The sequence below is a fragment of the Moorena sp. SIO4E2 genome, from assembly GCF_010671945.1.
GTDB lineage: Bacteria > Cyanobacteriota > Cyanobacteriia > Cyanobacteriales > Coleofasciculaceae > Moorena > Moorena producens.
On the sequence record NZ_JAAHIE010000004.1, the window covers coordinates 46,359 to 58,298 of the forward strand.

Genomic DNA, 11,940 nt, shown 5'->3' on the forward strand with positions numbered 1-11,940 from the left:
AACCTGCAACCTACTAACCTGCAACCTACTAACCGGTAACCTGCAACGGAAATTAACCTGCAACCGAAACTAATCTTTAACCTGTTAAGCAGAGACTAGGAAGGTCTGTTTGTATTCTGCGATCGCTTCCTTTAGAATGCTTTCGGCTTGATCAGTGAGCTTCTTCTCGTTTTTGATGATCTCAACGTACTCTGGCTTGCTGGTTTTCAAGTACTCCCGCAGTGCCTGAGTAAAAGTTGTCACCTTATCAGTAGGCACATCATCGAGATAGCCATTGAGTCCAGCGTAAACGATTGCCACTTGCTCAAACACAGCTAGGGGTGAATTCTGAGGTTGCTTCAACACTTCCCGTAAACGTTGACCCCGAGCCAACTGAGCTTGGGTTGCGGCATCCAAGTCGGAGGCAAACTGAGCAAAAGCTTGCAAGTCGTCAAACTGGGCTAGTTCTAGCTTCAACTTACCAGCCACTTTCTTCATGGCCTTGGTTTGGGCAGCAGAACCTACCCGTGACACTGAGATACCAGGGTTAATCGCTGGTCTGACACCAGAGTTGAATAGGTCAGAGGAGAGGAAGATTTGACCATCGGTAATAGAAATTACATTAGTCGGGATGTAAGCTGATACGTCACCAGCCTGAGTTTCAATAATAGGCAGTGCGGTCATACTACCACCACCCAGTTCATCATTCAGTTTAGCTGCCCGTTCCAACAACCGGGAGTGGACGTAGAACACATCTCCTGGATAAGCTTCCCGTCCTGGTGGACGGCGCAGCAGTAGGGACATCTGGCGATAGGCTTGAGCTTGCTTAGACAAGTCATCATAAATCACTAGGGTTGCCTTACCGTTGTACATAAAGTACTCGGCAATCGAGGCACCGGTGTAGGGAGCCAAGAACTGTAGAGTAGCTGGGTCATTGGCATTCGCTGCCACGATCACAGTGTAGTCTAATGCTCCTTTTTCCTGGAGGGTATTCACCACTTGGGCTACCGTAGATGCCTTCTGACCAATAGCAACATAGACACAAATTACATCTTCTTGTTTCTGGTTGATGATCGTATCTACAGCAATAGCAGTTTTCCCGGTTTGTCGGTCACCAATAATCAACTCTCGCTGACCCCGTCCAATGGGAATCATAGCGTCAATAGCGGTGATTCCAGTTTGCATGGGTTCACAAACTGAACGCCGCGCAATAATCCCTGGGGCAATGGATTCCACCAGACGGGATTCAGTGCTTTGAATATCCCCCTTACCATCAATGGGACGACCCAAGCCATCAACTACCCGACCAATCAGTGCCTCTCCGACGGGTACCTGAGCAATCTTACCAGTAGCAGTAACCGAGCTACCTTCCTGGATCTGTAAACCATCCCCCATCAGCACTGCACCCACATTGTCCTGTTCTAAGTTCAGGGCAATGCCAACGGTGCCATCTTCAAACTCCAGCAGTTCCCCAGCCATGCACTTTTCCAAGCCATAAATCCGGGCAATACCATCACCAACTTGCAAAACCGTTCCAACGTTGGAAACCGCAAAACCTTGGTTATACCCTTGAATTTGCTGCCGAATAATGCTGCTAATTTCGTCTGGTCTAATGCTAATCATGATGTGTTTTTATCGTTAACTAACTAATTGTTTACTGTTAACTATTAACTGTTGACTTTTGACTGTTGACTATTAACTGTTCAAGGTTATTTCCCAAGGGGTTAACTTTTAACTTACTAACCTACCCTAAAAGGGAAGCCTCAGGCTAACAACCACCAACGTGACGTACTTCAACTGGTCAGAGCCATACCGATGCGACGTAGTTGTCCTTTGAGACTGGCATCAAATATCTGAGACCCGACTTTAATGATCACACCACCGATTACATCCGGGTCAATTTTTGTCTGCAGTTCCACCTGGTTGGCTCCCGTGAGGGACTTAACTTTCTCACGAACTGATTCTTGCTGAGCTTCACTGAGTTCTATTGCTGAACTGACCTCAGCCAAAACAGTTTGATCTAACTCCCTGAGAAGTTCTTGGTACTTCAGGCAAATGCCTTCCAAAAACACAATGCGCCCACGGTCTACTAGAATTCTTAAAAAATTCATGGTGTAGGGGTGAAGTTGGTCCCCAGCAATTTGTTGCAACACCCCGATTTTATCCTCAGCTTTGACCACAGGAGAGCCTAAAAACTCCTGCAATTGTGGCGATTCTTTCAAAAGATTCAGCAGAGTATCTACATCCTCACTCAGTTTGCCTTTGAGTTCGTTATCGGACTTAGCCAAATCGAGGAAAGCTTCTGCATAAGGTTCGAGTACTTGGCCACTCAAAAAACCACCTTTCATGAGCCACCTCCCAACAGAGCGATGTTGCGGTCAATTAATTGTTGTTGAGCAGAGTCATCTAATGTCTCTCTTAGTTGGGAATCCACCTTAGCCATTGCCATAGTAGCAACTCGCTGACGTAGTTCGGCCATGGCTCGTTCCCTTTCCGAGTTCAAATCCTGAACTGCTGATTCTTTCATCCGTTCTATCTCTTGAGCCGAAGCGGCCAAAATTGCCTCTTTAGCTGCTTTAGCATTAACTTCTGCTGCAGCACGAATGTTTTCTGCCTCGACTTGGGCTTGAGCTAACTTCTGCTGTTGATCTGCTAAGGCTTCGGCTCCTTGTCTTTGACGAGCTTCTACTTCTTTAATAGTCTGTTCAATTTTTGAGCGTCGCTCACTCAAAACGTTTCCCACTAATTGGCGACCGAAGTAGTACAGTACCCCCAACAAAATACTCAGGTTGATTAGGTTGGTTTCAAGAATATTAAAGTTTAATCCGAAACCACCTTCTCCATGAGCTTCTGTTGCCAATAATACTAAATTCCCCATCATATCCGTTTACAATTGTTTTGAACGCATAATCTTGCTAAGCTATGACCTGTCCACCTACTCTCAAGATAATTATCTCAAGACAATTATCTCAAGACAATTATCTCAAGATAATTAATAGTTTGACATAGTTTGACAGTACTCCCACATCGCCAATCTCTTAGGAGTTGTAGTAAATATATGGGTCAGGCGGTCAAGGCCCAACCATTTATCTTACTAACGCTGGCCCTAACAATTTTTCTAGGATTTGGCTAGATAGATCATCGACTTGTTGTTCGAGGGAAGCCATTGCTTGCTGTTTTTGTTGATCAATTTCTTCTTGAGCTTTTGCTCGTTCAGCCTGAGCTTCTTGTTGGGCTTCAGCGATCGCTTGAGCTGCCATTTTTCTGGCATCTTCTTGGGCAGCAGCGATCACAGCTTGAGACTGCTTCCGGGCTTGACCCAACTGTTCTTCATACTCTTTAGCCATTTTTTCGGCTTTAGACAAGCGTTCTTTGGCATCAGATTCCTGATTCCGGATGTATTCGTCACGCTCATCGAGGGTTTTTGTCAGTGGCTTATAGAATATGGCATTTAATACAACTGTCAAAACCAGAAACTGCAATGCCATCAGAGGCAGAGTAGCATCAAAATCAAACATTTTTCACAGATTCCCAATCGGAATAAAACCGAACAATTGACCGTATCAGACCTACCATGTAGAGACGTTGCCTGCAACGTCTCTACATAAAGTATCAGGTTCTAAGAAAATGGGTTAGCAAACAGCAGTACCAGAGAAATTACCAGACCATAGATAGTCAGGGATTCCATGAATGCCAAGGTTAACAGCAGAGTACCGCGAATTTTTCCTTCAGCTTCCGGCTGACGAGCAATACCTTCTACAGCTTGACCAGCAGCGTTTCCTTGACCGATACCAGGGCCGATAGCAGCTAAACCGACAGCAAGAGCAGCAGCGACAACTGAAGCAGCAGCAACGATTGGATCCATGATGATTTTTCTTATCCGTGATTAAAGAACAAAATACAGAGCTACTAGTCAGAAGGATTCTCCGAAGGAGTCATCAATTCCAACTATTCCTAATTTAAGGCTACCGTGCCATTCCCATCATAAGGTTATCCCTTAATGTTCTTCGCCTTCGACTTCTATTGCCTCGTGAATGTAGGCAGCTGCCAAGGTAGCGAAGACCAGGGCTTGAATTGCACTGGTAAATAGACCTAGCGCCATAATTGGCAAGGGAATAAACAGAGGCACTAGCAGCACCAACACGGCTACTACCAGTTCATCTGCCAAAATATTGCCAAATAAACGGAAGCTTAGGGAGAGGGGCTTGGTGAAGTCTTCTAAAATCTTGATCGGCAAGAGGATTGGTATTGGCTGAATATAGCCAGCGAAGTAACCTAAACCCTTCTTGCTCAAACCAGCGTAAAAATACGCCAAGGATGTTAGTAAGGCTAAAGCAACGGTGGTATTGATGTCATTGGTAGGAGCCGCCAGCTCACCGGATGGTAGCTCGATAATACTCCAAGGAATTAGGGCTCCTGACCAGTTTGACACGAAGATAAACAAAAACAGTGTACCGATAAAAGGTACCCAAGGGCGATATTCTTTTTCCCCCAGCTGGTTTTTCGCTAAATCCCTCAAAAATTCTAGGGCGTACTCCATCACATTTTGGATACCGCCAGGAACCATTTGGACATTTCGAGTTGCCGCAAGGGAAGCTACTACCAGAATAGCAATCACTACCCAGGAGGTGAGAAAAACCTGACCGTGTAATGTTAAATTGCCAATCCGCCAATAAAAGTGTTCACCAACTTCTAAGGAAGCAAGGGGTAAAGAATTCAGAACGTTTAAAGCATTTATCATTTCCATTCTGGAGATTTACCCAGATTTCTGTCAAGGGTGAAACGTCTGTTTATCCTACCAATAAATCCGACTTAAATAAATCTTACTTAGAGGTAGGATTTACTAGGCTTTGCAGCACATAGACGATAATTGCGGCTTTGTACGTCAGAAACCCTAAAAATATAGGAAGTATTTGTAATTTTTGCCATTGACTGGCTACTACAATTATCCCAATAAAAACCGCAAACCGAGCCATGCTCGGACGTCTATTTTGTTGGCTTAGCCGCTCTACGTCTTTAGCCAACATTCTCAAGTAAACCATACCAGTACACGCCCCGATCAAATAATTTAAGGCAATGTTGAGGGAGTAAACCAGCCACACACAGATGAAAATAATCCCTGTCGCGACTAGGGTGACCAACAACAGAGTTTGTTTGAGTTGGTAATACTCCTGCATTGACGAACTCGTTGAAGGGGATAAGTAACTTGTTTGCGTGTTTTCCTCCATGGTCAATGGTTTCTCAAGAGGGTCATCTGACAAGTTCACCGGTAGCAGCAAATGCTAGTCCAGTGATCTGGCTTGTTTTCACAAACCAGACGTAATCATATCATGGGAAAGGTCACAATACTTAACAAATCTGGTATAAAAATAACTAATCCCTCCGAAGTGCGGTATAAATAAGGGTTTCGGCTGACAGGGTGATGGATAAATGGGGCAACGGATAAGTGCATGTAACGGATAGGTAGTGACTACACAAACTAAGGTTGCAGACTGAGGCTCACCACACCAATGATTTTCTTTAAGTCCTTGAGGTGCAGACGAAAGTTTCTATAGCTCCACCCTTGAGGGGGTGGCCGCGTCGTGATAGACCCTGATAACTGCCTGATTGACTGACTTGAGTGCAAAAACCCTGGATTTTATGTAGGCAGGGGTGGAGCGATAGCTAAACCCAACAAAACCATTGCCAAGGTTGGGTTTCACTATGTTCGACCCAACAGACAAAGCAATAAAAGTTACTCAACAGGGAAAGTCTATATCTTGTATTGCTATCCCGATGCGTTCGCGTAGCGTGGCCGTAGGCCAATCGCGTAGCGGCTTGTACCGAGCATCGCGTTATATATCATTTGGCATCCTTCTTAGGAAGAATCTCGCAACTCGCGAGAGGTACTGACACAGACTTCTTGACCATTTTCCCACAAAGAACGAGCATTCTTGACTGGGGTAGTGCGGGGGGACAGCAACTGTTGTTTTCCTTTACTGCCGTGCTATATCCTCTAGCCTATTAGGAATTTAGATAAGATTTCCTAATCGAGCAATGGTCAACTTGCTTACCAGAAATGCAATGTTCTATCACTACCTATTTATCACTACCCTCATAATTTTAATGGGAAATTGAACAGGTATTATACCCACTCAATTTCCCAGTATCAAAGCTCCGTCTTCAAGGTAGGAGGGCGGAGATATTCGCGATTCAGTTATACCGCAGCAAAGTAAACTTTTGATTTAACAGGGTCAGGGTTCATAGTTTTGTCACCTGGTTGCCAGCCTGCTGGGCAAACTTCATCGGGATGAGCTTGAACGTATTGAATTGCTTTCAAGGTACGCAGGGTTTCGTCAACGCTACGACCAAAGGAGAGGTTATTGACAGTAGCATGCTGGATTATGCCCTCCTTGTCCATGATGAATAAACCACGTAAGGCAATACCGGCTTCCGGGTCAAGAACGTTGTAAGCGGTGCTGATGTCTTTTTTGATATCAGAAACCAGAGGATAAGCTAGATCGCCTACACCTCCATCCTTGCGGTCAGTCTGAATCCAAGCCAGGTGAGAGAATTCACTGTCAACAGAGACGCCAAGGACTTCGGTGCCTAGTTCTTTTAATTCTTCAAAGCGATCGCTAAATGCAGTAATTTCAGTAGGGCAAACAAATGTGAAGTCTAGGGGATAGAAAAACAGAACGACGTATTTACCACGATAGTCAGACAGTTTAATTGTCTTGAACTCTTGCTCGAATACAGCAGTGGCCGTGAAGTCGGGAGCCAGTTGGCCTACCCGGAGACATCCTTCTGTCGTAGTCATGTCGTTATTCTCCTTATAGTGTCTAGGGTGTCAGTTGGCTACAGATTGCTGATCAAGTGGTGGTCACCTCAAACCTTGCTACCCATACTATTTCTCAAAGTGCTGGCTAAAAAGATACATCTTGAGAGGGAGTTCATGGATAAGAAAATGATCTAACCAATATCCCATGTCCATGCCGAGACCATGACATGATCTGTAACCTACCACACAAATGGTATCAAATCTAATTGATTATTTACGAACCTTTACAATTAGATCATAGTCATAACGATTTTGATTAGTAGGCTTTCCTTCAGGTGCGACCCGTGGCGAATTTAATTCTTAATGGTAAGAGCGCATATAAGTATCCAGTATTAGGAAATATTTGATGGAGCTTTATCGTTGATCCTTCCCAATTACTCTTTTACACTTTATTCTTCATGCTTTATAATTTACTCCTAACCCTTCATGCTTCAAGAATACTCAATTCCAACAGGGTTACCTCCCAAACCAATCGCGGCTGAGCATAACTGAGCAGGTATCGCCGAGCTTGCTCTAGCTTTTTAATCATCTCTGGTTGAGTGTGTGATTGCCAGTAGCAGTGTTGTAAATACTTCACTAACCAAAGCTGAGTGTGGGTATCCAGGTTGTTGTCAATTTCCTTTGCCAGTGCTAATGCTTGACGGGATGTGTGGGGTAACTGGGTAAGTTGGGTGAGTAAGTTTGGGGGCATGGCTTTGAGTTGCTCAAAAGCAGCGATCGCTTCCCCCGGACTTCCCTGGGCAATGGCGAGTACTGATGGTTCCTGTAAAATTTGTTCATGACCGGTTTGCCGCAGCACTGTTGTCATAGTTTCGGGCCCCAGCCGAGAAAATGGAATCCGCTGACAGCGAGACACTAGGGTCGGCAACAAAGATTCAGTGTTAGGTGCGATCACTATCAACGTAGCGTTTCCCGGTTCTTCGAGAGTCTTCAGCAAACCATTGGCTGCTGGCTCTGCCATAGTTTCTGCCTGCTCTAGTACCACTACCTTGCGTGATGCTTCTAGAGGAGAATTACTCAGAAACCGAGCAATTTCCCGAATTTGTTCCAACCGAATTTGGGGGGGTGCCTGACGCTGAATTCCTTTTTGGACAGCCTCTGTAGCAGACACCAGTGTACCATTGTGGAGATAGGTTGGCTCTAGCCACAATACATCCGGGTGATTGCCCTGAATAAGTCGTTTTTTAATTGAGACTTGCCCATCAGCGGGGATACCTTGACAAAACAACTGTTCAATAAAAGCCCGTGCTACCAGACTCCGCCCCACCCCAGATGGACCAGCAAACAGGTAGGCAGGGGCAATGCGGTTAGTTGTAATTGCTCCGTGCAATAATGCGATCGCTTGGTCTTGCCCTAGGATAAAATCGAACGCTCCTGGAACCATGTTCTCAACCGTTCACCCAAAATCTTCTGAATGGCATTATGCACCTCCTCCTCACTGTAGCTAGCATCTACCCGAACAATCCGATCGGGATTTTGTTGATACAACTCCTGAAATCCCTGCTGCACTCGTCGGTGAAATGCTAAGTCAGCTTGCTCCATGCGGTCAACGGTTCCCCGCTGTCGCGCCCGTTCCAGACCAATTTCGACATCAATATCTAGCCACAGGGTGAGGTCACTTTCCAGTCCACCGGTAGCAATTTGATTAAGCTCCTCGATCAATTTCAAGTCAATACCTCGGCCATAACCCTGGTAGGCAATTGTGGAATCCGTGTAGCGATCGCATAAAATAATTGCTCCGTTGACCAACTGTGGCTTAATCAACTCTTCAACATGTTCAGCCCGATCAGCAGCATAGAGTAAAAGTTCAGCCCGAGGGTGAATAGGTGAGGAATCTCTATCTAGTAGCAGTTGGCGAACCTTAGCGCCTAATAATGTTCCCCCCGGTTCTCTTGTGACTACAACGGGCATGGTTTGATCCAAAGTACCTAGACAGTCTTGTAAGCCACCAGCTCGAAGCCAATTTGAGCATCGCTGCAGTTGGGTAGTTTTACCACCGCCTTCCACTCCCTCGAAAACAATTAGCTTACCGCTCAAGCCTACCTCCTTTACTACTCATGGCGCTAATGTTTGATAGCCTACAGCTTAAACAATGGCTTGAACAAGCTCAGGCATTCAGCGGTTCCAATTAGCTTGGCGATCAATCACGCCTCCTTAAGCTGTGCTAATAAATACTGACGATATAAATCACAACTTGGCATGACGTGATTTCCGTCAAAGATGATCAAACCTAGATTCTTTAATCTATTGATTAAGATTGAATCTAACTCAACACCTCTATCGGTTTGAATCACCTTGTTGAAGAAAGTGGCTAACTCAGGATTTTGCCTAAGTCTAGTTAATTTTAGCAGCAGATGATCCCTATAAATTCCCTCTCGGGTAGGTGCTTGATCAAGAAGTTGTTCTAGGCTAAGGTTTTGACAAGCCAAGTGATAGAGAGCAAGCTGCACTAATTTCGGATGTCCCCCCACCATAGCCATTAATTTCTCCCTAGCTTGACCTCTAAACCAATCGAGTCCATAAAGCTGGGCTAACTGCTGAATTTGTTGAAGGTTAAACTGGGGTAATTCAATGGGCAATCCTAAATTCGATAAATAGTCAGCTATTTTAACAGGAATATCAACTTCTGTGGAGTAAGCAAGCACAAGCCGCAGCTTTTGCCAAGGTGTGACGTGTTTGGCAGCCTCAGACCAAGATCGCAACAGAATAAAAAAGTCAAGAGCTGTTTGCCTATGCTCAAGGAGCAAATTCACTTCATCCATCGCCAAAACTAGGGGCTGTTCAAGGGACTCTAAGATATGTCCTTGAAAAAAAGAGCTACAGCTTGCTTTGCTGCCGATGTCCTCATGCCAATACTCATCCAATTGCTTGGCAAGCACCAGTTGATTACATAGATTAGCACACAACCAACGTAATAACCGATCTAAATTACTTAAAATCGCTCTTTCTGCTTGGGCAAAATTAATCCATACTGTTCCGTAACCTAGGGATTTTGCCCGGTCTACTATCCGCAGCATCAAAGAGGTTTTACCGGTCTCTTTCGGGGATCTAATCAGGATTAGACTTCCGAGTTGTTCAATGGCTTGGTAAGCCATTTCTTCGACAACGGGACGTTTAATGTAAAACGCTGATGATAGGGGGACTACTCCAATGGGAAAGGTTGGGCATTGGCTCAAGGATTGGTAATATTGCTCGATTAGCTCTTGCTGTAAGGGACTCAGAGGAATGCTAGCTAAAACTGGTTTGAAGTTGCCCTTGGTGATTGGTTTGCCAAAAATCTTGCTGAGCAATAGCCATAACTTAGAAGCGATTCTCCTGAGATATTCACTACCGTAGTGTATCTCCTCCGCCATCTCGGCATAGGTTTTTTCTTCCCAGGCTTGGTACAGAATCCATTCCTGAAGGGAAGTCAATTTAGTGTACCCCATAACTGTGAGTACATCTATGAGCTGATCTACTGTCATCGCCTTACTCTGTGCACCTTTTGCTGATGGTCTTGAGTCAGAGATGACCAAAACCAAGGAAGATCAATTGTTTGAATAATTATAAGGAATATAGAGTGTTGATCATACCGATGAGGTACATTCAATTTTATTACCCCCTTGCGCGCGGGGATTCCTACTCCCTACTGCCTACTCCCTACTCCCTAAAACCCAGGACGAAAGTACCTCACCCAATTGAAAACTGCTATAGAATTTCCCAATGAATTGTAAACAAGTATTACAGTTTTTTCGATTCCCAAAAATCTTTATATACTTGATTAGCTCTTGCCTCTTGCCCGCCCCCCTTACTAAGGGGGGTTAGGGGGGATTCCTCTTGCCTTTCCCTAAGCAATTAGGTTTACAACTCCAATGGAAATTCTCTAGTTAAGTGTCACACAGGCTTTTAGGGATCAGTAAGCTGATCAGATCAGGTAGCTTGATTCCAGTATGGCACGGAATGGATAGTTAGGTTCCATGATAGTAAATTAGTTACATTGAACACTTGACAAATTAAATCAATTAATTATAATTACATAATTAAAATAATTTTTGGGCAAATTTTTCCCTAAAATTTTGGGTTAATTGATAATAGTCTCAATAAAGCGGTAGATTAGTGGGCTAAATGCCTAGCATTTAGCCGCGACGATGTAGCCAAATCCTCTAAGACATTGGCTACAGCTTTTTATTGGGTTTTTATTGACAGTGCAAGGTCACATTTGTAATGATTCCTTTGGGATATAGAATTATGGGTGTATCACAGTCTAGATCCAGTGGCTCTGGGAGTCAGGGATAAAATTCAGGGCGATAGACTGTGAACCGAGAGTCCACAGGTCAGTTTGTAATATTCGGTGTTGTATGTAGACTCTAGTATCTATACTCTGGTAATGCTGGCGATATTGTTGATTAGGAATACTTAAGGTGTTATAAATTAACCTGTTATCAGTGTTTGTGTTGCCGTAGCGGGACCCAGTAGCTTCCAAACTACACTTTGAAGTGCGGAATGTGGGATACCAAACAATCCCTATCTACTAGTTAGCACTACCATCTTGATTGGAATTATGGTTCCGATCCATATTGTGCTGGGTTTTTTTACCAAGACTATCAGAGTCCAAAATTAATAACTGATAGCGCTGCGCGCAGGGAACAGGGAACAGGGAACAGGGAACAGGGAACAGGGAACAGGGAACAGGGAACAGGGAACAGAAATATGTCTTAAGTGTTCAGTTTTTTCGGGAAAATTTGTCTGGAAATAATTTTAAGCTTTTTTAAGTTGAGAGTATTCACAAAGTATTCACTAACTATTGTTAGAACTTTCTAAATCCAGTAACTGATCAATTTTTAATAAATATCCGGATTTAGAGTCTTGAAGGTGTAGTTAATAATTAGTTATTAAACTAAAACTTACCAAGTTTTTATGATTTAAAACAATCCAATAATTACTTTGGTTAAAAAATATATTTCTACCCTAGGTTAGGGGATTTAATTAATGCAATCGTATTATATATAGGGAATCAAAGGTAACGAATCCAAGAATACTATAGTTATTTTAAATAAGGAGGAGACACTAAGAAGCACAATATTCACGAATTACTTCATCCAGAGAAGTGTCTATAGAAGTATACATTCTGGCTCTCTTTAAAGCACTAAAATCATGCTCTA

At 43.9% G+C, this 11,940-nt stretch carries 11 protein-coding genes and 1 pseudogene; all 12 read right to left on the minus strand.

Annotation, left to right across the window (positions count from 1 at the left end; translation table 11 throughout):
• Positions 1 to 84: 84 nt before the first annotated feature.
• Positions 85 to 1,602, minus strand: a complete 1,518-nt coding sequence (atpA, locus tag F6K37_RS01280) for a F0F1 ATP synthase subunit alpha (protein WP_008181107.1) — start codon at positions 1,600 to 1,602, stop codon at positions 85 to 87.
• 170 nt (positions 1,603 to 1,772) lie between these two features.
• A complete protein-coding gene (gene atpH / locus F6K37_RS01285) occupies positions 1,773 to 2,327 on the minus strand; it encodes an ATP synthase F1 subunit delta (protein ID WP_008181106.1) in 555 nt (184 codons plus the stop codon).
• Positions 2,324 to 2,857, minus strand: coding sequence for a F0F1 ATP synthase subunit B (locus F6K37_RS01290; RefSeq protein WP_008181104.1), 534 nt, complete (start codon positions 2,855 to 2,857; stop codon positions 2,324 to 2,326). The genes atpH and F6K37_RS01290 overlap by 4 nt, the downstream gene beginning before the upstream one ends.
• Positions 2,858 to 3,065: 208 nt before the next feature.
• Entirely contained in the window at positions 3,066 to 3,497 is a 432-nt protein-coding gene (locus F6K37_RS01295) for a F0F1 ATP synthase subunit B' (RefSeq protein WP_008181102.1), read from the minus strand.
• A 101-nt stretch (positions 3,498 to 3,598) separates the two neighbouring features.
• Positions 3,599 to 3,844, minus strand: a complete 246-nt coding sequence (gene atpE, locus F6K37_RS01300; protein WP_008181101.1) for an ATP synthase F0 subunit C — start codon at positions 3,842 to 3,844, stop codon at positions 3,599 to 3,601.
• 132 nt (positions 3,845 to 3,976) lie between these two features.
• Positions 3,977 to 4,726, minus strand: a complete 750-nt coding sequence (gene atpB / locus F6K37_RS01305) for a F0F1 ATP synthase subunit A (protein WP_008181099.1) — start codon at positions 4,724 to 4,726, stop codon at positions 3,977 to 3,979.
• Positions 4,727 to 4,802: 76 nt separating this feature from the next.
• The gene (locus tag F6K37_RS01310) at positions 4,803 to 5,207 is read right to left on the minus strand and encodes an ATP synthase subunit I (RefSeq protein WP_229414363.1); all 405 of its coding nucleotides are present in this window, start codon (positions 5,205 to 5,207) and stop codon (positions 4,803 to 4,805) included.
• Positions 5,208 to 6,175: 968 nt separating this feature from the next.
• On the minus strand, positions 6,176 to 6,778 hold the full coding sequence (locus F6K37_RS01315) for a peroxiredoxin (RefSeq protein WP_287247661.1): 603 nt from the start codon (positions 6,776 to 6,778) through the stop codon (positions 6,176 to 6,178).
• Positions 6,779 to 7,223: 445 nt separating this feature from the next.
• The gene (gene holB, locus F6K37_RS01320) at positions 7,224 to 8,183 is read right to left on the minus strand and encodes a DNA polymerase III subunit delta' (protein ID WP_287247662.1); all 960 of its coding nucleotides are present in this window, start codon (positions 8,181 to 8,183) and stop codon (positions 7,224 to 7,226) included.
• Positions 8,153 to 8,836 (minus strand): dTMP kinase, encoded by a 684-nt coding sequence (gene tmk, locus F6K37_RS01325; RefSeq protein WP_287247664.1) that lies wholly within the window; start codon positions 8,834 to 8,836, stop codon positions 8,153 to 8,155. The genes holB and tmk overlap by 31 nt, the downstream gene beginning before the upstream one ends.
• 107 nt (positions 8,837 to 8,943) lie before the next feature.
• Complete coding sequence (locus F6K37_RS01330; RefSeq protein ID WP_287247666.1) at positions 8,944 to 10,263, minus strand: AAA-like domain-containing protein; 1,320 nt, start codon at positions 10,261 to 10,263, stop codon at positions 8,944 to 8,946.
• A 1,582-nt stretch (positions 10,264 to 11,845) separates the two neighbouring features.
• Positions 11,846 to 11,940 (minus strand): annotated as a pseudogene (locus F6K37_RS01335) (IS630 family transposase); the annotation flags it as partial.